Here is an 18,927-nt window from a genome sequence, read left to right as displayed (position 1 = left end):
AAATAGCCATTTATTGTCGCTTTACCGCAACAGGAAACAGGATTCGCAAGATGGAATCTTTCACGCAGGCCTGTGGATAAGTCTGTTGACGCTTGAGGAGATCAGGCATCGGAATGCAGAGTCCTCCTTTTTTCGTGATTTGTTCTGGCGCCCTTTTTCAGCCCGGCAGGTGCATGGTCACATGTGGCTGTCCGTTGGCCCGCCATTCGCGGCGCAGCTGGGGCTGGGGCGCGCCTTCCAGGGTCGTGGGGCAGACGATGTGCCACGGATTGCCATCAAGCCGCAGGGCAACCCAGCCTTCAATGGTGTCGCTGCCGGGGGCCAGACCGACAAGGGTTATGTCCGTCATGGGGTCGTAGGCGGCAAACTGCCGCTCATGGCCTTCAAAGACCAGTTGCAGCGTGGCGTGGGAGTCGCACATGCGCTTGAGGTCAACGAGCAGGCTGCTACCATGCGCCGTGCCCCTGTCAAACATCAGAGTGCCACCGCCTGCGCGTATGTTCACCGGCAGCATGGTCACGCTCGTGCCCTGTGCATGGCCTATGATGATCGTGCCCCCATCAAGGTGCAGGGCGCCCGCCTTCCAGCCGTCGAGTTCGGTCAGGCTCATGCTTAGCCACGCGCCGCTCTGCGCCACGATGGGGCATTGATTGCCCCGGCTGGCCGAGACGCGGCCTTCCCTGCGGTACTGGGCCACGGTCTGCTGGAGCGAATCCATATCGAAATGACCGGATACAAGGGCCAGTTGCCCATTTTCACAGGACACCGCCTGCGTGGAGCCATACCTGTTCCTGCTACCCATGAAATCCTGCCTCCAGGTGCTGCATGCATGTCGCCTGCGCGGGAGACATGACTAAAATATTGTCATTTTTGAGATATTGATGCTGATCAACTGAAAAAATGCCGCAATCCGTCATGGGCGCGGCGTGCTGATGACTTTCATGCCGCTTGGGGAATGGCGGAAATTAGTTTCATATAATAATTAATACATAATATCTGTTACTGTCTGGCAAATCCCTAACACCATATGAAGCGCCTGTCTACTTACAGGGCGGCCCGTCCATAATCGGGGCTAGAGTGCTTTCCACGCGGCCAGCGCGCGGGCCCGCCCGCCTGCCAGATCAACCACTGGGGTGGGGTAGCGCGTGCCTGCGGGCAGGTCGGCTTTCCACGGCGTGTGGATGGCACGCCCTGGCAGGCGCACGAGTTCGGGCACCCAGCGCCGCACATACGCGCCTTCGGGGTCGAATTTTTCGCCCTGCAGCACCGGGTTGAAAATACGGAAATACGGGGCCGCATCCAGCCCGCACCCGGCCACCCATTGCCAGTTGAACGGGTTGCTCGCCGCATCGGCATCCACCAGCGTATCGGCAAACCACCGTTCGCCCACCCGCCAGTCCAGCAGCAGGTGCTTGGTCAGGAAAGACGCCACGATCATGCGCACGCGGTTATGCATGCAGCCCGTATGCCACAGTTCGCGCATGCCCGCATCGATGATGGGGTAGCCGGTGCGCCCGCGCTGCCAGGCCCGCAGCCCGGCGGGGTCGGTGCGCCAGGGCATGGCATCGAATTCGGGGCGCAGGCTGCGCGTTGCCATGTCGGGAAAGTCGAACAGGGTGGACTGGGCAAAATCACGCCACCCCAGTTCGCTCAGGAAGCTTGCGCTGTCGCGGTCGCCCGCGCCGCGTGCGTCAACCGCGTGCCAGACCTGCCGGGGCGAGACATGGCCAAAGCGCAGGCATGGCGACAGGCCCGATGTAGCGGGTCGGGCGGGCAGGTCACGCGCGGTGGCGTAACCGGGCAGGCGCTCGGCCAGGAATGTATCAAGCCGCTCAAGGGCCGCTGTCTCGCCCGGTTGCCATGTGGCGCGCAGGCCCGCCGCCCAGTCGGGCGTGGCGGGGCGCAGCGACAGGGCGGCCAGCTTCACAAGCTGGCTGGCCACGGCATCTGGCACCGGGGCGGCTGCCAGGGCGGCATTCAGGCCATGCGGCACGGGCAGAGGCGGCAGCGGCGGCCCCATGGCCTGCACCGCTCGCCACCATGGCGTGAAAACGCGAAAGGGGCCGCCCTGCTTCGTGCGCACCTGCCATGGCTCATGCAGCATATTGCCGGGGTGGCTCTGGGCCATCAGGCCCCCGGCTTTCAGCGCGGTCTTGATCGCGGCATCACGCGTGCGGGCCGGTCCCGCGTAACGGCGGTTCCATTCCACGCCACGCGCGCCCAGCATCTGCGCAAGCCACAGAAGGCTTTCCTGTTCCGGCCCGGCCATGAGGCATAACTGCCCGCCTTGCGCGCGCAGGTCGGCATCAAGGGCTTCAAGCGCGCCGTGCAGCCACCATTTCTCGGCGCCACCCAGATTCAGCGCGGGGTCATGGATATACACGCACACCACCGGCCCCGCCGCCACCGCGGCAGACAGGGCCGGGTTATCCGCCAGCCGCAGATCATCACGAAACCACATGATGGTGGGAGCATAATCAGGCATGACGACCCTGTTCCAGAAAAGACAGGCTGTTTGTGTGGGGTACAAATGGCAGGCCGTCAAATAACCGCCCTGTCGCCGCCATTTTTCCTGTTGCAGAGACTATTTGAAAACAACCCGTTGATAAAAAATAATAAAAGTTCCTGGGTGGTGCCTTTTTTCAAAATGGCCGCCTTCTTCGACGCTTTTTGAAAAAAGGCACCACCAGAAAATTCGGTCCGGCCGCGCAGCGGCACGTTTTCAGCGCGGGGCAGGGGCTGCTGGCGGCACAGGCTGCGCGGGCGTGCCGGTGGGCTCGGGTTGGCCATCATCCTCGAACATGGCCCGGCATCTGGGCGAGAGCTGGTCAAGCTTGCTTTCCAGGCATTCCGTCATCAGCTTTTCGTTCGGAATGTCGAGAAAGCAGAGCCTGAATACATCGCCCTTGCACGCGCTGGCCTGATCCCCACGCTCGGTCGCATGGGCGGGCGACAGGGCGCAGGCAGCACCCGTAGCCACACAGACGAGCGCAAGCAGTCCATGTGTGGTGGAGCGCCGGGCATCGGGCAGGCGTCGCATTGCGTTTTCTCCTCTGTGTTCAAGGTCGTCGCGTGGTCTTGCCGCATCACAGCGCATTGCAGTTTGCTACAACTGTCAACCCTTTTTGTCATAACAGGGCCGCGAAGGGTGCGTTTTAAAAGTTCCCTGAAAAATACACGATAGTCTTCATAAATCCGTGATGGCACGAATGCCGCCCCGCCCTCGTTGGCCTGTCATGACCACAACGTCAGACCACAAAGGAGCATAAACCATGGCTACCACCCGTACTGATCAGATCGGACAGGCCGCAGGCAAGGTTGCTGATGTGTTGACCGGCGCCCGCACCGATACATCGGGCCTGATGAGCGCGGTCATTGCCTATATGGGCAATGCCAACAGCCCCGGCCGCAAGGACCTGCATGCCCGCGCCCGCAAGGCCGGGCTGGAAGATCAGGTCATCCGCTGGGAAACCCACCCCACCAACACACCGGTTGATGAAAGCGTGGTCACGACCCTGATCCCCGATCCCGTCATTGACCGGTTCTCAAATGAAACAGGTCTGTCACGCCCTGCCACCATCAAGGGGCTGAGCGACCTGCTGCCTCACCTTGCGCGACTGGATGGCTGATATACGCTGGCCGCCTGCAAACGGGCCTTTTTCCTGTTTGCAGGCGGGGGCAGGGGCCTATGATCCCCTGATCAGACACCCCACACCAGGCAGGATGATTTCATGAACGATGCCCATTCCCCCGCCCCGGCCCAGACGCCCGGCGTCGTGATCGTAACGGGGGGCAGCCGGGGCATTGGCCATGCCATCAGCACCCTGCTTGCGCGTGAGGGGCATGCGGTGGCCATCAATTACGCCACCAACGCTGCTCGGGCCGAGGCGCTGGCCCGCGCCATTACCGAACGTGGTGGCCGCGCGATGGCCATCAGGGCCGACCTTTCCCGGCCAGGTGAGATCCGCGCCCTGTTCACACGCGCGCATGAACTCGGGCCGCTCTGGGGGCTGGTCAACAACGCGGGCGTGACCGGCACCAAGGTGCGGGTGGAAGAACAGACCGCCGAGACGCTTGATGCACTGTTCGACATCAATGTCCGCGCCACCATGCTGGCAGCGGGCGAGGCGGTGCGCCGCATGTCCACCCGCCACGGCGGCAGGGGCGGCGTGATCGTGAACCTGTCTTCCGTTGCGGCGCGATTGGGCGGCCTGCCGGGGCTTGTGCCCTATGCTGCCACCAAGGCTGCGGTCGAGGCGTTTACGCGCGGCCTGGCCAATGAGGTCGCGCGCGAGGGGATACGCGTCAACGCGGTGGCCCCCGGCCTGACCGCGACCGACATGGTCCCCCCCGAAACCGCAAAACTGGCTGAAACCGTGGTGCCCATGGGCCGCGTGGGCCATGTGGATGAAATTGCGCAGGCGGTGGCGTTCCTGCTTTCGCCCGCATCATCGTACATGACCGGTAGCGTCATGACGGTATCGGGCGGTCGCTGAACCCATGAAGGTTTCCGGGTGTCGCTTTTTTCCAGAAAAGGCGACGCCCAAAAACTTTTATTATTTTTTATCAATGAGTTATTTTCAAATAGGCTCTTATTACTTTCCAATAATTTCTCTTAAAGCGACGGGCCCCACATGCCGGCCACGAACACGATGGCACCAAGGGCCAGCATGGCGATATGGAACATGACCTGACCCGGCATGGCATCGGGGCTGATGTTCAGCCCGTGAATGAACTGGACGAGCACCAGCGTCAGCCCGATCACGCACAGCCCGATCCGCACGGGGCTGACGGTGGTGGGCCATATCGGGTTTCTGCGGTTCATCGGGGCGTGCCTCCAGCTTGTTGGTGCAGCATGCCATAAAACCCGCCGGGGCAGAAGATGCGTCTGGCCCGCAGGGGGGCGTTGTGGCATTTGTCCCTTCTGCGCCTCATGCTATGGGCAGGGTGTCGCCGTGGCCTGCGGCAAAAGGTGAACTGACAGGAACAAGATGCGTCTCGATCGTTCTGCCATGGCGCGCGGGCTGGCTGCCTGTGCCGCAATGGGGCTGCTGGCCATGCCGCCTGTGGCGGCCCGGGCGCATCCGCATGCCCCTCATCACGCCGCCCATGCCCACCCTGCAGCGCAGGCCGATGTGCCCGCAGGCCCGCCTTTGCCTGACGGGCAGGTGTTCCTGCCACCCCCGCCCGGCCCGGACACGGCGCAGCGCGCGGCCGATGCCTCCATCTTTGCCGCCACCCGCGCCCTTGAAGGCACGCCACGGTGGAAACTCGCGCAGGCCGATAACCGCGATACGCCCGCGCATATGGTCTCGGCCTTTTCGTGTGCCGCGGGCTTTACCCTGCCGCCCGAGCAGTTGCCCGAACTCGTGGGCCTTGTGGCGCGGATCGAAAAGCGCCTCACACCTGCCGTCAATGCCGAGAAGGCGCTATGGAATCGCCCCCGCCCCTTTACCGAGGCTGAACTTCCCACCTGTATTCCACTGCGCGCCGACCTCAAGCGTGATCCGTCCTACCCCTCGCTCCACGCCACGCTGGGCTGGGTGACGGGGCTGATCCTGTCCGATATCCTGCCTGATCGCACGGCTGCGATCATGCAGCGCGCCCGCGTGTTTGGCGAGAGCCGCGTGGTGTGTGGCGTGCAGTGGCAGACCGATGTCGCGGCGGGGTGGCTCAATGGCGGCGTGCTGTATTCGGCCATGGAGCAGGATGATGGCTTCAGGCAGGAAATGGATGCCGCGCGGGCGGAGGTGACGGCGCTGCACGCCACCATGGCCGCCCCCCCTGCCGCCGAATGCGCCATCGAGGCCGACGCCGCGGCCCACCCGCCCCAGTAAACAGAAGTTTTGGGGTGCCGCCTTTTTGAAAAGATGCGGCACCCGGAAGTTTTCATTGCCTCATTACGGTGGGCTGCGTCCCAACGGTGCCTGATCGGCTACCCGCCCTGGTGAATGACGGCGCAGGCCACGCGGTCGCCCGACCCGCCAATCGGCTGCGTGCGGTAATCATCGGGGTTGGCGTGGATGACAAGGGCGGACCCATCGGAATCGAGCAGCCCCGGGTGGCCGTCCGTACCGTTAAGGGTCACCAGCGTCGAATACAGTTCGACCGTCGCGTTGCCGTCCTGTCCAACGAAGATGTTGGGCAGGTCTCCCGCATCGTTCGCATTGGCGTTCAGCAGGCCATGGACCACCGGCGTCGCCGTATGGACATGCGCGCCCGCATCGGTGAATTTCGGCGGGCCGCAGATGCCTTTTTCATGGAAATGCACGCCGTGCCAGCCAGGGATCATCCCGGTGGCCTCGATACGCAGCAGCACCCCCTTCGGTGCCGCTGTCACATGGATCGACCCCCGCGCCGTGCCGTCCGTGCCCATCAGGGCGCCCGATGCCGTATCGGCGGCCCGGGCGGGTGTGGCGAACGCGGCGTAGCCGCTGGCAAGGGAAAGCAGGCCGAGGGAAAACAGGCCAGAAAGGCGGAGACGTCGGGTGGACATGGGATGGATTTCCTTTTCGACGGAGGCGTACTGTCGTGCGTGGGTATGCGATGGCGGGACTGCGATGCATCGGCCGGTCGCCCGGATGCCGCCCCCGTCCGCCATGACCCGGGCGCGATATGACGGGCATGCAGTCTCGACCCATGCGCGGGGAACCGGAATCCAACTCTTTGTGAGGGAGGCGTACCCGCAACGAAAAACGGCCCCGTCATGTTGCAGGCGATGCCGGACATGTCACGGTTTGGTTCCGGTTCATGTCCGCCCTGGGTTTTGGAGATCCGGGACCAACCCGTGGCATGCCCATGGAAGTCGCGGCACCTGATGGATGGCGGCGTGTGACAGCGGGGGTGAAAGGCAGGGGATGACGCTTTCCGGGCGTTACCTTTATTTTCAGGAAAGGAAACCGATCTTGCGGTTGCCCTCGCGGCCTGCGGTTTCCGCGCGCAGGCGCTCGAGCAGTTCGTCCGGCGTGGGGTTTTCATCGAGCAGCCGCGCCCGGCGCAGCACCAGCGCGAAGTCTGATGGTACGAGGGTGTGCAGGTGCCGCAGGGCAGCAGGTGCCTCCTGCCCGAAAAAGCGCGAGAACGCATGCGCCGCCTGCACCGCGTTCAGGTAGCCAAAACGCGCGCGGAACAGGAAGCGCCGCATGCTGGCCGGGTCCAGCTTTTCCACCAGGTTGGTGGTGCAGGCGAATGGCAGCGGGTGCTGCTCCATCCAGGTCAGCATCTCGTTGACCTGACTGATCTCCCATGACCGCTCGGCGGAGCGGCGGTCGCCAAGCAGGCTGTCGGCTTCGTCAATGATCAAAAACGCCCCGCTGTCGCACGCTTCGGCAAAGGCTGCGGCAATCTGCTGCTCGCTCTGGCCCACATATTTGTCCAGCAGGTCGGAGGCGCGCTTTTGCAGCACCGGCATGTCCATCTCGGCGGCCAGATGGCGAGCATACGCGCTCTTGCCCGAACCCGGCGGCCCGGACAGCAGGAGGGAGACCGCACGGGGCGCTCCGGGGCGGGCGAGGCGTTTTGTCAGCGCCTGCAGGTCGCAATCGGCGTTGATGAGGGTCGCGTCATAATCCGTCACGTCGGGCTGTGATGGCATGGGCATCTGCCCGCCCGCGGCGGCGCGTGCAATGCCGGTGGCGATCAGGCTGGCCATGCCCGAATCGCCGCCTGCAAGGTGGGTGGAGCGCAGGGCGTTGCGAAAGATGCCGGGTGCCGCCGGTATGGTGCGCGCAAGGTCGGCCGCATCCTGCGGGGCGAGGGCCACTTTCTCCTCACGTGCCATGTCCTGCCATAGCCGCGTGCGCACGCCGATGCCGGGCTGGCGCACCTCGATGCACAGCGCCATGCGCCGGGCAATGGCGGGGCCAAGGGTATCAAGGTCGTTGGCGGTCCAGATGACCGGCGTGCCCCCCTGCTCGAGCAGGCGGTGGAAGAACACGCGGCTGTAGGATTGCGGCGCGTCGAACAGGCTGGAGGTAAACAGGTCCTCCGCCTCATCGAACAGAAGGATGGACTCGGTGTTGCGCAGCAGGCGCGTGCTGCACCGCAGGTCGGCCAGGCGCTCATGGCGCGAGGGTTCATCGCCCGCGCTGTCGGCCTCGCCCACGGGGTACAGCGTCGCCCCTATATGCCGCGCGAGGGTGGCCGCGAACTCGGTCTTGCCGGTGCCCGGCGGCCCATAAAGCAGGATGTTGATGCCGCTGGCATGGGTGGCGACCGCCGCCTTGAGCAGCTTGGCCGCAATCTCGGCCTGCTGGCCCAGATGGGCAAAGGCCTCCCACGGCAGGGTGGCCGTGCGGGGCTGGCCGAGCAGCATGGAGCGGATATCGCCCACCACGCTGGCGCGGCGGTTCATCAGCGCCATCAGCCGGGGCAGGAGCGTGATGTCGCCATCCTCGTCCACGGTCATCAGGCCGCTCATGCGCAACTGGCCATCGGGGGCGAGGGCGGTGGCAATCGCGTCCTCCTCCTGGCCGAGCAGCAGGTGCAGCAGCGGAATGTCCTCGCACAGGAATGGCCCGCGCGAGCGGTTCTCGCACAGATCATCCCATAACTGCTCGAAATGCCCGTTCAGGCGGTAGCACATGGCAAGGCCGAGCACCTCGCTGGCCACGCTGCCAAGGCCGGTGGCATGGCTGAGTTCATCAAGCCAGGCATCCACGTAGCCCCGGTCGTTCATGTGCTGGAGGCGGATTTCCTCCAGCGCATGGCCCAGGCGCTTCCATTCCGTGGCGGTGGGCGGGTTCTCGCCATCATGGCGGGGGGCGGCGGGCAGGTCCTTGTCGGGCAGGCCAAGATCGGGCTGGGCCTGCACCACGCAGCGCACGAGGGCACCGGCATCACGCGATCCGCGATGGATCGACCCATGCAGCACGCACAGCATTTCCAGCAGGCGGCGTGTCTCGCCGCGAACGCGCGGCGAGCGGGGCTGTACCGTCCTGCGGCGGGGTGCCGGTCGTCTGCTTTTGGCCAATGCCATATATCGGGTCTCCTGCTATTCCTGCTGAATATAGGGAGTGCAGGCCCGGATGTCGTGGGGGGAGAAGAATATGTTTTCTCTTCCCCCCGGTCTTATGGCCTCTTATTGCCCGCCCGAGAGGGCGAAGCCGGTTTCAACCCGGTTGAGCATGGCCACGTACTGCGCCTGGCGCAGCGGGTCGGTGCCGGTGGTGACATGGGCGTGCGCGCGCCGCTTCAGGCTGTCGACCATGTTGGGGCTGACCGGGTGCCCGTCGCCCTGGTGCAGGAGTTCGGCAAGGCTCAGCCCCTGCTCATGGGCGGCGTGGGCTACGGCAAAGGCCATGTGGTTGACGATGTTCTCGAACGCAAAGCGCCCGAAACGCGACTGGCACCGGCTGAACTGCTCCAGGGCGCGCGCATAGCGCGCCACGGGATCGGCCTGCCCCACGATGTGGAAGTGCCGGGCGTGGTGGCGGGCGGCCTGGATATGCTCCTCACGCGCCTGGTCCCATTCGCCAATGGCGGCGCATTCCGTCTCGATCAGGCAGTGCAGCGCGCGGGCGTTGAGGCTGGCGGCGATGAAATCCGGATGGGTGATGTCGTTCCACGCCAGTGGCTGGCCGGGGCGCTGCATGCCAAAGCGGAAGCCCCGATGCCCGTCGATGCCGTACACGATGGTGGTGTTGCCGCGATAGAGCGGGTCGGTGCCGGTCACCATGATGTGGCCGCTATCGGCGCGGTGCATGTAATGCTGCCATGTCATGACATCGAGCATCGTCTCGTCATCCACATGCCGTGCGGTATGGCGGTGGGCATGCTCCATGAACTTGGGCGCCGACAGCCCCGTTACGGCGCGGGGCGAGAAATCGACCTGCCACCACACGCAGGCCCTGAGCAGGTGAAAGGCCAGCGAATCACGCAGTTGCGCCAACGCGTCATCCTCGGTGGCGAGGCTGTCGCGTTCGGCATCGCACAGGGCTTTTACGGCCCCGAAGCGGCTGGCCAGCAGGTCAAGCTGCCGAGCCACGGGCTGCCAGGGGTCGAAGTAGCTTACCAGGCATTCGGGGCGGGAATGCTGCAGATGCCAGGCAGCCAGGGCGGTACGTGTTTCACGCATCGGACGGTCCTTGAAGTATCTGTGGCCAGAACGGTTGGTACTGGTGGTGGAGCGGGCAGGAGGGGCCTGCGCCGCGTGGAACCATGCGCCACAGTGGATGGGGGCGGGTCACATGGGGGATACGGCATGCGCCTTGTTAGGGGGGTGAGGCCTGCATGATGGATCGTTTGATGCCGTATTGATGTATATCATAGGCATATTATGTGATAATAGTAATTAATATCACATTAAATCCCGGACAGGTTTCCCCCCGGCCGGATGGATAGGTCTCTTTCAGTTCTGTAAGTCAACGGTGCGGCGCGTGCTGTGGTTCCACCTGAATTGGGCGCGTGCCCATTCAGGCGACCGGGGGATTTGCCAAGACCGATGGCCTGCAATATCCAGATATCATCGTAACGCAACGGATATGGCAGGAAAATGGCAGGCATGGGCAAGGGCGAACAGCCCCGGCGGCGGACCATCCGCGATGTGCGCAAGGGCGGGGAACCCGGTGTATGGCTTACGGCCTATACCGCGCCCATGGCCCGCAGGCTCGATGCGCATGTTGACGTGATGCTGGTGGGGGATTCGCTGGGCATGGTGGTGTACGGCATGCCCGATACGCTGGCCGTGAGCATGGACATGATGATTGCCCATGGCGCTGCCGTGGTGCGTGCCTCGCAGCGCGCGCTGGTGGTGGTGGACATGCCCTTTGGCTCCTATCAGGAATCACCGCAGCAGGCCTTTCGCAACGCCGCCCGCCTCATGGCAGGGACCGGCTGTGGCGCGGTCAAGCTTGAGGGCGGGGTGGAAATGGCCGAAACCGTGCACTTTCTGGCCGAGCGCGGCATTCCCGTTTGCGGGCATGTGGGGCTGATGCCGCAGGCGGTCAACGCCACGGGCGGCTTCCGCACCCAGGGGCGTGACGCGGCGCAGGCGCGCAAGGTGCGTGATGATGCCCATGCCATTGCGGGTGCTGGCGCCTTTGCCGTGGTGCTCGAGGGCACGGTCGAATCCGTCTCGCGCGAGATCGTGGCTGCCGTGCCGGTGCCGGTCATCGGCATCGGGGCCTCGCCTGCGTGCGATGGGCAGGTGCTGGTGGTTGATGACATGCTGGGCATGTTCGGCACGGACACCCCGCGCTTCGTGCGCCGTTACGCCGATGTGGGCGATGTGATTGACGGCGCGGTTGCCCGCTATGCCGAGGATGTGCGCACCCGCGACTTTCCGGGGCCGGAAGAATGTTTTGGCACCCGCCGCGCAGTGACGCCGGGATGATGCGCCCGCCCGCGCCGGTGCCGCCTCCTTCCGCCCTCCGCGTGGGGCTGAAGGAGATCGTGGCATTTGGCGCGGGTGATGCGGGGTTCAACATCATCTGGGGGCTGATGCTCAGCTACCTGGCGTATTTCTATACCGATATCTGCTTTTTCCCTGCCCGCATGGTGGGGTTCATGCTGCTTGCCGCACGCGCGGCAAGCCTCGTGACCGATCCTGTCGTAGGGCTGTGGATCGACCGCAGGCCCGCGGGCCATCAGGCCCTGCCGCTGCTGCGCGGCGGGCTCGTGCCGTTCATGGTGCTGGTGGTGCTGACCTTCGTGCCGCTGCCGCGCGGCTGGCCCATCGTGGCGCGCGGGCTGTGCGCGGGCACGGCCTATATGGGGCTGTGCGTAAGCTACGGAGTGGTCAATACCGCCTACGGGGTCATGACCAGCCTGATTTCATCCGATCCCGCCATCCGCCTGCGCCTGGCCACGAGCCGCATGGTGGGGGCAACACTTGGCGGGCTTGCGGTCAGCATGGTCACCCTGCCTGCCGTGGATTTTCTGGGCCACGGCAACCGGCAGGCGGGCTTTGCCCTGTTCATGGTGGTGGTGGTGTGCGTGGTGGGCGCGCTGGTGTGGCTGCCTGCGCGGTTGTGCCACGAGCGGGTGGCGACGGATGGCGGCGATGCGGCCCCCCGGCAGCTCGTTGCATCGCTGCTGGCCAACCGGGCCTGGCGGCGGCTGACGGGGGCCATGCTGCTGACCATGCTGGGCAGCACCTTCCTGTTTGGCGCACTGGTCTATGACGTGCGCTACGTTTTGCATGCGGGCGACCACATGGCGGGCTGGCTGCTGGGCATGATGAGCCTGATGGTGCTGGCCGGGTGCGGGCTTTCCCTGCCCCTGTGCGCACGGTGGGGCGCAGGCGTGGTCATGCGCCACGGCACGGTGGCGGCGGGGGCTGTCCTGCTGCTGGCCTATGGGCTGCCGGCGCGGCTGGACCTGACCGGGGCGGGGCTGGGGCTGTTCGGGCTGTGCGTGGGCGTGTGCAACCCGGCCTGCTTCACCCTGCTGGCGCATGCCATGCGGCACGAAGGCGGGGCGGATGGCCTGCGCACGGTGGGGCTGGGCTGGGCGCTCAATTCCATGGCGTCAAAAATGGCGTTTGATATTGGTGGCAGCCTGCTGGCGGGCGTGCTGGCGGCGGCGGGGCTGGTCAGTGGCGCGGGACATCAGACGGCACAGGCGCAGGCGGGCATTCATGCGGGCTGCCTTTTGGTGCCTGCCGTGCTGTACCTGCTGGCGGGCACGGTGGTGCTGCGTGGCCTTGCGGTTCAGAACCCCGTGGCGGCGGTGAACAGCACGGCCAGTCCGCCGCCCACGTAATATTGCGGCCCGTCGGCCTTGGTCAGCGTGGGGGTGGCCACGCCGGAGAGGTAATGCTGGTTGGTGATGTTGATGAAGTTCATGCGGAATTCGGGGTGCGAGAGGAAGGCATGGTCATCCATGCGGTAGCCGATGGCGAGGTTGCCCGTGGTGTGGTCGGGCATGCGCTCGTCGTTCATGAAGGTTGAATACTGCCGCCCGGTATAATGCACCGAGGCCAGCCCGAAGAAATGCCCGTCATCATAACTCAGCCCCGCCGATGCCTGCAGCGTCGGGCTTTCCACCGCTGTCTTGCCACGGGTTGCCAGCGTGCCGGTAGCCGATGGAATGTCGCTGTCGATGGTCGCGTGCAGGTACTCCCCCGACAGGTAGGGCGCGAAATGGTGCCACGGCTTGAGGCCGATCTCCACATCCACCCCGCGTGAGGTCTGGCCGCCGCCATTGATGGTGGAATCGACCTGTGCGCCATTCACGTTGAGCAGGGTCTGGATTTCGCGGTTGGTGAAGTCATAGTTGAACAGTGTCAGGCTACCCACGATCAGGTCGCCATTGTAGCGGTAGCCCAGTTCCTCCGACACGGAATATTCGTTTTTGAGCTGTGTCGTGATGCCGCTGGCCGTCACGCCGCCAAACAGCGCGCTTTCATCAGGCGTGCGGAAATTGGTGGTGGTGTTGAAGAATACCATGTGCCGTGGCGTGATCTGGTAGCGGATGGCGATGCGTGGCAACGGTGTTGCGCTGTTGCTGCCTGCCGCCGTCTGCACGCCGCCCGATGTGGTGGTGCCGGTGCGGTCGAGCATCACTTCCTTGAAGCCCACATCCACCATCAGCTTCTTGTGCAGGAAATGCATCCGGTCGCCGATATAGAGCGCGTTGGTCTGGGATATCATGTGGTAGCTGCCCGCATCGACCTGCTGGCCGCTGCCGTCGAGCAGGGTGCGGCTGATGCGGTCTACCCAGATATCGGGTGCATACCCCTGCGCGTTCACGGCCGTGAAGGGCTGGTGCTCGCTGTCATCGGAGTAGTCGTACCAGTAGCCGAACACGAGGTCATGGTTGCCAAGCTGCCAGTCGAGGGTTGCGTTGAAGCCCGAGCGGTAGCTGGTCTGGGTCCAGTTCGAGCGCACCACCGCATCCGCCCCGCCTGCAAGCCCGGCATCGCCCAGCGTCGTGCCGCCGGGGTCGTTGCCGTAGCTCCACTGCGCATAGGGCGTGACCTTGAGGTGCAGCCCGCGCGCCAGCATGAAGCGGGCAGGGGCGGCAAGGTAGGCAATGCGCTCGGGCTGGCGGTACAGCGCCCAGTAATCGGTGCCGCCTGCTGCGTTATTGGGGTTGTAGGTGGCGGCGAGGTTGTTGGCCGCGCCATGCACGCCCTGGGCCTGCCAGTCGGATTTGTCGACCGGCGGGTAGTAGCTGGCCACCATCGTGTTCCATGTGCCGATCAGCGAGACCCGGTTGCCCTGCCCCCATTCGCGCAGGAACTTGAAGTCGATATGCTGGCGCTCGTCATGGCCCGGCCCGCGCCAGTTATCGGTATAGCCATGCGAGTAGGACACGAAGCCCCTGATGCCGGTATGCCCGATCTGCCCGGTTTCAAGCCGCAGGAACTGGCGGTTGGTGTTGTAGGAGCCGTAGGATACATCGGCATATCCTCCCGCCCGCATTGAAGGGTCGCGGAAGGTCATGCTCATCAGCCCCCCCGCCGCGTTGAGCACGGGGGAGTCGAGATCCGCCGAGCCCTGTGCGAGCGAGACGCTCTGGTAGTTCTCGGTATCGGCAAACTGGCCGGGATAGCCGTTGTAATAGGCAATATCATTGAGCGGCATGCCCTCGAGCACGTAGCCCAGCGAATCCCCGCCCAGTCCGCGCACGCTGATATTGGTCTGGGGTGAAAAGCCCAGCGGGTCGGATGAGGAGACATTCGCACCCGGCAGCAGGCTGACCATGTCGAACGCCGTGGCGCTCGGCGCCTGCTTGCGCATGAAATCCGTGCCGATGGTGCTGACCGATTTCGCTGCATCCTCCACCCGGATCAGCCCGCCACCGGGCTCGGTGCCCACCACGCGCTGGCTGGTCACGGTCAGCCGCTCCACCTTGCCCGTGGCAGGCGGGCGGGGCGGTTTTGCAGCAGCAGGCGTGGTGGTGGCGTCATCAGCCGCCGCCATGCCCGGCCCGAGGCCAAGCAGGGTGCTGAGGGCGACCGTGAGCACATTCAGGCGGCCAGCGGAGGGCGCAGGGAACACAACGGGGCGGCTAGGCGGGCGCGGCATGGGGGCGTTCCTGAAAAATATCTTTTTATTTCATTATTCTGTCTCATCCGGGTGGGATATGACATCGTCTTGAACAAATCGGGGACCGATATAGTATAGTCCCGTAAGGCATCGTAAGCCCTGTTATCGGGCGGATCGTGCGGAATGGCGCGGGCAGGCAGGCAAAAAGGTTGCGGGTGGTGGGACAGGAATCAGCACATATCGTACGCAGTTACGAGCAGGAACTCGAGCAGTTGCGCTCCATGATGGCGCGCATGGGTGGTCTGGTTGAACGCCAGACCTCGCAGGCCGTTGCCGCCATTGCCGACCGTGACGAGAACGCCGCCGGCATTGCAGCCGACCTCGACCCGCAGGTCGATGCGCTCGAGCGCGATGTGGAGGCAATGGTGATCCGCATCCTCGCCCTGCGCTCGCCCGTGGCGGGCGACCTGCGCGAGGTGGTCTCGGCCCTCAAGATTACCGGTGACATGGAACGCATCGGCGACTGCGCCGCCTCCATCGCGCGGCGTTCGCTGCGGGCCGAACTGGTGGCCTCGCGCATCTCGCTCAGCGGCCTGCGCAGCATGGGCCGCCTGGTGCAGGACAACCTGCGCCGCGCCATTGATGCCATGAGCCAGCGCACCCCCGATCTTGCGCGCGAGGTGTGGCAGTCCGACACGGCGGTGGATGAACTCTACAACGCCATGTTCCGCGAACTCGTAACCTACATGATGGAAGACCCGCGCAATATCGGGCCGTGCACCCACCTTTTGTTCATTGCCAAGAACCTTGAGCGCATCGGTGACCACGCCACCAACATTGCCGAGCGCGTGTACTACACCGCCACCGGCGAGATCCTGCCCGTGGTGCGGCCACGCGGCGGGTTCTCGGGCCAGGGAAGCTAGACCCCGTGCAGGTTGATCAACCGCTCCGCATCCTTGTTGCGGAGGACGACGCCGCCCTGTCCGTCATGCTCACCTATAACCTCGAGGCGGCAGGGCATACGGTCATGCCGGTCGATAACGGGCTTGATGCGCTGACCGGTGTAACGAGCTGGAAGCCCGACCTGGTGCTGCTTGACTGGATGATGCCCGGCCTGTCGGGGGTGGATCTGTGCCGCAGGCTGCGCATGGCGGCGGCCACGCGCTACCTGCCCATCATCATGCTCACCGCGCGCGGCGAGGAGCAGGATTCCATTCATGCGCTCGATACCGGGGCGGATGACTACCTCGTCAAGCCCTGCGGCATGGACGTGCTGCATGCGCGCGTGCGCGCGGTGATGCGGCGCAGCGCCGGACGCGGGGCTGCGGCTGCTGCCGTGGCGGAGGGCGATGTCCTGACCTTTGCCGATGTCACGATCGACCATGGCGGCCGCCGCGTGTCGCGCGCGGGCAGCACCATTGCGCTGGGGCCGACCGAATACCGCATCCTGCTGCATCTCATGCGCCATCCGCGCCGGGTGTTCTCGCGCGCTGAAATCCTGGCCGCCGCGTGGGATGACCGCATCCATGTGGAGGAACGCACGGTGGACGTGCATATCCGCCGCCTGCGCCTCGCACTCAACGCCACGGGCGGGGCGGACCTGATCCGCACCGTGCGCTCAAGTGGCTACATGCTCGATGACGGCCAGGCGGACTGAAGAAAACCGATAAAGGTTTCTGGTGAAGCTTTTTTCAAAAAGCTTCGAAAAATACGCCTTTTTTGGGAAAAAAGGCGGCACCTGAAAACGCTTATCCCCGCTCCAGCTTGGCATACCGCCTGAGCGCGCGCTCGCGCCGCAGGCGTGACAGACGCCGGGTCCAGAACAGGCCATTGATCTGGTCGATCTCGTGCTGCAGGCACGCACCCAGCAGGCCGCAGGCCTCGTCCTGCGCCACGGTGCCGTCGGGACGGTCGTAGCGCACCCGCACGCGTGCAGGCCGGGTGACGGGCGCGTGGATGCCCGGCATGGACAGGCTGCCTTCCTCCATCGTGGCGGTGTCATCCGCGTGCCAGATGATCTCGGGGTTGGCATAGACATGCGCGCCCGCGCCATCATGCAGGTCGATCACCACCAGCCGCAGGGGTTGGCCCACGTGGCTGGCGGTAATCCCCAGGCCCGGTGCCGCGCGCAGGGTGTCAAGCAGGTCGTGGGCCAGTCGGGCCGTTTCGGCGCTGGTGGCGTCAACGGGGCGGGCGACCTGTTCGAGGCAGGCATGCGGGTAGCGGATGATCGGCACGATGGCCATGGCGGAGTTCCCAGGCTTCAGTACAGGAAGGGACCGTTATCATCCGCGTTGAGGTTGGTGTAGTAGGGAATGTAGAAATTCAGGCCAAACGGGCTGTAGGTATGCTCCACGCCCGATACGGGGCGCAGCGGCTTGACGTTATGCTCGGCAAGGCAGTCATACAGCGTCTCGCGCAGGTGGTCGGTTTCCTTGTCCGATTTCGGGGCGCCATAGAACAGGTCATGCGCGTAGGGCTTGCAGGCCTGCGGCGTGTGTTCGTAATAATTGGCGTAACGGTCCTGCTGGTTGCGCGCTATATCGGCATCCGACATCCACTGGTGGGTGGCTGCCGTGGTGCTCCACAGGGCTTTCCAGTCCGTATGCATGTGCGACAGGCGGGCAATGGCCACGCCATTCTCGCGCGTGCCATCGCCGCGCACGAGGCTGCCATGGCAGGCGAGCACCTGGACGTGGTCGTTATAGACCGAACTCTTGACCGTGCCCCCCTCGAAACGGATGGCGGGCGAGGCCGTGGGCGCGCCCTGGTTTGCCGTGCGCACGATGGCCGCGGTAATGGCGGGCTGGCTGCAGTAATTGACCATGGGGCGGGGTGCATGCTGCGCGCAGGCGGCCATGGCGAGCGGAAGACATAAAGCAACAAGACGGCGCAACGGTTTTTTCCTTTTTGGCGGGGCGCGCAAACCCGTCATGCGGCGGGTTGTTCGGGCCGGATCATCAAGGCTGCATATAATGCAAAAAGAAGGCGTGAAACTGTTTTTTGCCTGATGGCTGCGATGTTTTTTCAAGGCAGCTACGCGCCAGCGCATGCGGGCGGCCTTACGCCGCGGATTTTCCGCCACCGCGGCCCGGCGGCGTGAAGAACCATTTCAACAGCCCGAGGAAGCCACGCCGCCTGCGCTGTTGGGGCCTGCTGCGCGCAAAGGTGGGGTTATAGCGCAGGGTCATGCTGGCGTACTCATGGACGATGCATACCGGCGTGGGCGGGCGGGCATACTGGGCGTATGTCGCGCAATGGATCATGCTGCACGCGGTATAGGCCGGGCCGGGCTGCGCCCGTGTTGGCGCGCCCGCGCCCAGTATTTCATAATCCTCAAGGTCACGCAGCACGATATAGTCCGGCTGCATGATGTGCGTGATGGCCTTTACGCCCAGCCTTTCCGCAAGTTCATGGATGGGATCATCAAAATCATGCAGCGGATAGCGCACGGCATCGCCGATATTGCGGTACAGGGCCGCGCCATCATATTCCAGCTTCAACTGGATGATGTTGCAGATGTCGAGCAGGATGAAGGTGGTCCTGCCTTTGGGGTCGGTGGGGGAGCATGCCAGCCAGCGCCCGTTTGCCGCCGTGCGCATGATGGTCCGGACATCATCAAACCTGTCGTAGTAGGACATGGATTCCTCCCCCGTTGTTTATAAGGCGGGGGGAGGACGTAACAAGAATACAAATGCTCAATGCGGCCCTGTGCTTTTTGCCTTTACCGGGATGTATCGTTGCGGGGATGGGGGGCATTGGCCCGTCCGGGCTGCTAAAAGCAGTACCATGAGCAGCAGCACGATCGCGCCCGACCAGCCCCGCATGCGCGGGGTGGCGGGGGTGCCCATCAGAACGTAATGCTGCTGTGCAGGCCAAAAATGGCCTCGTTGCCCACACGGCGATTGTAGCTCACGCCATAATCCGGCACGCCGCCCGACGGGTTCCACACGTACTGGAAGTCAGGCTGCATGACCATCCATGGCGTGACCTG

General features: G+C 64.5%; 20 protein-coding genes. 7 read left to right on the top strand and 13 right to left on the bottom strand.

Annotation, left to right across the window (positions count from 1 at the left end):
* Positions 1-157: 157 nt before the first annotated feature.
* The 4 genes from GXY01S_RS10445 to GXY01S_RS10435 all read right to left on the bottom strand — a co-directional run bounded on the left by GXY01S_RS10445 (position 158) and on the right by GXY01S_RS10435 (position 3,040).
* A complete protein-coding gene (locus tag GXY01S_RS10445; RefSeq protein ID WP_061274825.1) occupies positions 158-802 on the bottom strand; it encodes a hypothetical protein in 645 nt (214 codons plus the stop codon).
* Positions 803-1,072: 270 nt separating this feature from the next.
* Positions 1,073-2,485, bottom strand: a complete 1,413-nt coding sequence (locus GXY01S_RS10440) for a cryptochrome/photolyase family protein (protein ID WP_061274823.1) — start codon at positions 2,483-2,485, stop codon at positions 1,073-1,075.
* A 56-nt stretch (positions 2,486-2,541) separates the two neighbouring features.
* Positions 2,542-2,718, bottom strand: coding sequence for a hypothetical protein (locus tag GXY01S_RS18165; protein WP_156470307.1), 177 nt, complete (start codon positions 2,716-2,718; stop codon positions 2,542-2,544).
* Positions 2,719-2,722: 4 nt separating this feature from the next.
* The gene (locus GXY01S_RS10435) at positions 2,723-3,040 is read right to left on the bottom strand and encodes a hypothetical protein (protein WP_061274821.1); all 318 of its coding nucleotides are present in this window, start codon (positions 3,038-3,040) and stop codon (positions 2,723-2,725) included.
* A gap of 232 nt (positions 3,041-3,272) precedes the next feature.
* On the opposite strand from GXY01S_RS10435, the gene GXY01S_RS10430 reads away from it, so the two are divergent.
* Both GXY01S_RS10430 and GXY01S_RS10425 read left to right on the top strand, forming a co-directional pair.
* Entirely contained in the window at positions 3,273-3,629 is a 357-nt protein-coding gene (locus GXY01S_RS10430) for a YidB family protein (protein WP_061274820.1), read from the top strand.
* 102 nt (positions 3,630-3,731) lie between these two features.
* Positions 3,732-4,496, top strand: a complete 765-nt coding sequence (locus tag GXY01S_RS10425) for an SDR family NAD(P)-dependent oxidoreductase (RefSeq protein WP_061274819.1) — start codon at positions 3,732-3,734, stop codon at positions 4,494-4,496.
* A 119-nt stretch (positions 4,497-4,615) separates the two neighbouring features.
* Here the strand turns inward: GXY01S_RS10425 and GXY01S_RS10420 are convergent, their stop codons facing one another.
* Positions 4,616-4,825, bottom strand: coding sequence for a hypothetical protein (locus GXY01S_RS10420; protein ID WP_061274818.1), 210 nt, complete (start codon positions 4,823-4,825; stop codon positions 4,616-4,618).
* A 166-nt stretch (positions 4,826-4,991) separates the two neighbouring features.
* On the opposite strand from GXY01S_RS10420, the gene GXY01S_RS10415 reads away from it, so the two are divergent.
* Entirely contained in the window at positions 4,992-5,837 is an 846-nt protein-coding gene (locus GXY01S_RS10415; RefSeq protein ID WP_174520948.1) for an acid phosphatase, read from the top strand.
* A 98-nt stretch (positions 5,838-5,935) separates the two neighbouring features.
* Here the strand turns inward: GXY01S_RS10415 and sodC are convergent, their stop codons facing one another.
* The 3 genes from sodC to GXY01S_RS10400 form a co-directional block, all read right to left on the bottom strand.
* Complete coding sequence (sodC, locus tag GXY01S_RS10410; protein WP_061274814.1) at positions 5,936-6,496, bottom strand: superoxide dismutase[Cu-Zn]; 561 nt, start codon at positions 6,494-6,496, stop codon at positions 5,936-5,938.
* Positions 6,497-6,886: 390 nt separating this feature from the next.
* Complete coding sequence (locus GXY01S_RS10405; RefSeq protein ID WP_061274875.1) at positions 6,887-8,881, bottom strand: AAA family ATPase; 1,995 nt, start codon at positions 8,879-8,881, stop codon at positions 6,887-6,889.
* 198 nt (positions 8,882-9,079) lie between these two features.
* Positions 9,080-10,075 (bottom strand): hypothetical protein, encoded by a 996-nt coding sequence (locus GXY01S_RS10400; RefSeq protein WP_061274812.1) that lies wholly within the window; start codon positions 10,073-10,075, stop codon positions 9,080-9,082.
* 426 nt (positions 10,076-10,501) lie between these two features.
* On the opposite strand from GXY01S_RS10400, the gene panB reads away from it, so the two are divergent.
* Positions 10,502-11,332, top strand: a complete 831-nt coding sequence (gene panB, locus GXY01S_RS10395) for a 3-methyl-2-oxobutanoate hydroxymethyltransferase (protein WP_061274871.1) — start codon at positions 10,502-10,504, stop codon at positions 11,330-11,332.
* Positions 11,329-12,702 carry an MFS transporter gene (locus tag GXY01S_RS10390; RefSeq protein WP_061274873.1) on the top strand — a complete coding sequence of 458 codons (1,374 nt, stop codon included), beginning with the start codon at positions 11,329-11,331 and terminating at the stop codon, positions 12,700-12,702. Before panB ends, GXY01S_RS10390 begins: the two co-directional genes overlap by 4 nt.
* On the opposite strand, the gene GXY01S_RS10385 is transcribed toward GXY01S_RS10390, so the two are convergent.
* Positions 12,651-14,972 (bottom strand): TonB-dependent receptor, encoded by a 2,322-nt coding sequence (locus tag GXY01S_RS10385; RefSeq protein WP_061274810.1) that lies wholly within the window; start codon positions 14,970-14,972, stop codon positions 12,651-12,653. The two genes, GXY01S_RS10390 and GXY01S_RS10385, sit on opposite strands and share 52 nt — an antisense overlap.
* 179 nt (positions 14,973-15,151) lie before the next feature.
* On the opposite strand from GXY01S_RS10385, the gene phoU reads away from it, so the two are divergent.
* Positions 15,152-15,856 carry a phosphate signaling complex protein PhoU gene (gene phoU, locus GXY01S_RS10380; protein WP_061274869.1) on the top strand — a complete coding sequence of 235 codons (705 nt, stop codon included), beginning with the start codon at positions 15,152-15,154 and terminating at the stop codon, positions 15,854-15,856.
* Between the two features lie 5 nt (positions 15,857-15,861).
* Positions 15,862-16,590 carry a response regulator gene (locus GXY01S_RS10375; protein WP_061274808.1) on the top strand — a complete coding sequence of 243 codons (729 nt, stop codon included), beginning with the start codon at positions 15,862-15,864 and terminating at the stop codon, positions 16,588-16,590.
* A 91-nt stretch (positions 16,591-16,681) separates the two neighbouring features.
* On the opposite strand, the gene GXY01S_RS10370 is transcribed toward GXY01S_RS10375, so the two are convergent.
* The 4 genes from GXY01S_RS10370 to GXY01S_RS18160 all read right to left on the bottom strand — a co-directional run.
* Positions 16,682-17,179, bottom strand: coding sequence for a peptide deformylase (locus tag GXY01S_RS10370; protein WP_061274806.1), 498 nt, complete (start codon positions 17,177-17,179; stop codon positions 16,682-16,684).
* 17 nt (positions 17,180-17,196) lie between these two features.
* The gene (locus GXY01S_RS10365) at positions 17,197-17,829 is read right to left on the bottom strand and encodes a hypothetical protein (RefSeq protein ID WP_242501171.1); all 633 of its coding nucleotides are present in this window, start codon (positions 17,827-17,829) and stop codon (positions 17,197-17,199) included.
* A 166-nt stretch (positions 17,830-17,995) separates the two neighbouring features.
* Positions 17,996-18,574, bottom strand: coding sequence for a hypothetical protein (locus GXY01S_RS10360; protein WP_061274802.1), 579 nt, complete (start codon positions 18,572-18,574; stop codon positions 17,996-17,998).
* A 209-nt stretch (positions 18,575-18,783) separates the two neighbouring features.
* Positions 18,784-18,927 (bottom strand): carbohydrate porin (locus GXY01S_RS18160; protein WP_174520947.1); only part of this gene is annotated, 144 nt, incomplete at its 5' end.

It is taken from the genome of Komagataeibacter xylinus NBRC 15237, assembly GCF_001571345.1.
GTDB classification, from domain to species: Bacteria; Pseudomonadota; Alphaproteobacteria; order Acetobacterales; family Acetobacteraceae; genus Komagataeibacter; species Komagataeibacter xylinus.
The sequence above is the reverse complement of the archived record's forward strand: the minus strand, read 5'-3'. Positions and strand labels throughout refer to the sequence as shown.

Coding starts and splice junctions, on each gene's coding strand:
- GXY01S_RS10440 (WP_061274823.1), bottom strand. CDS start 2,485: ATGCCTGATTATGCTCCCACCATCATGTGGTTTCGTGATGATCTGCGG.
- GXY01S_RS10420 (WP_061274818.1), bottom strand. CDS start 4,825: ATGAACCGCAGAAACCCGATATGGCCCACCACCGTCAGCCCCGTGCGG.
- GXY01S_RS10360 (WP_061274802.1), bottom strand. CDS start 18,574: ATGTCCTACTACGACAGGTTTGATGATGTCCGGACCATCATGCGCACG.
- GXY01S_RS10445 (WP_061274825.1), bottom strand. CDS start 802: ATGGGTAGCAGGAACAGGTATGGCTCCACGCAGGCGGTGTCCTGTGAA.
- panB (WP_061274871.1), top strand. CDS start 10,502: ATGGGCAAGGGCGAACAGCCCCGGCGGCGGACCATCCGCGATGTGCGC.
- GXY01S_RS10435 (WP_061274821.1), bottom strand. CDS start 3,040: ATGCGACGCCTGCCCGATGCCCGGCGCTCCACCACACATGGACTGCTT.
- GXY01S_RS10415 (WP_174520948.1), top strand. CDS start 4,992: ATGCGTCTCGATCGTTCTGCCATGGCGCGCGGGCTGGCTGCCTGTGCC.
- GXY01S_RS10400 (WP_061274812.1), bottom strand. CDS start 10,075: ATGCGTGAAACACGTACCGCCCTGGCTGCCTGGCATCTGCAGCATTCC.
- GXY01S_RS10370 (WP_061274806.1), bottom strand. CDS start 17,179: ATGGCCATCGTGCCGATCATCCGCTACCCGCATGCCTGCCTCGAACAG.
- GXY01S_RS10425 (WP_061274819.1), top strand. CDS start 3,732: ATGAACGATGCCCATTCCCCCGCCCCGGCCCAGACGCCCGGCGTCGTG.
- GXY01S_RS10390 (WP_061274873.1), top strand. CDS start 11,329: ATGATGCGCCCGCCCGCGCCGGTGCCGCCTCCTTCCGCCCTCCGCGTG.
- GXY01S_RS10405 (WP_061274875.1), bottom strand. CDS start 8,881: ATGCTGTGCGTGCTGCATGGGTCGATCCATCGCGGATCGCGTGATGCC.
- GXY01S_RS10430 (WP_061274820.1), top strand. CDS start 3,273: ATGGCTACCACCCGTACTGATCAGATCGGACAGGCCGCAGGCAAGGTT.
- GXY01S_RS10385 (WP_061274810.1), bottom strand. CDS start 14,972: ATGCCGCGCCCGCCTAGCCGCCCCGTTGTGTTCCCTGCGCCCTCCGCT.
- sodC (WP_061274814.1), bottom strand. CDS start 6,496: ATGTCCACCCGACGTCTCCGCCTTTCTGGCCTGTTTTCCCTCGGCCTG.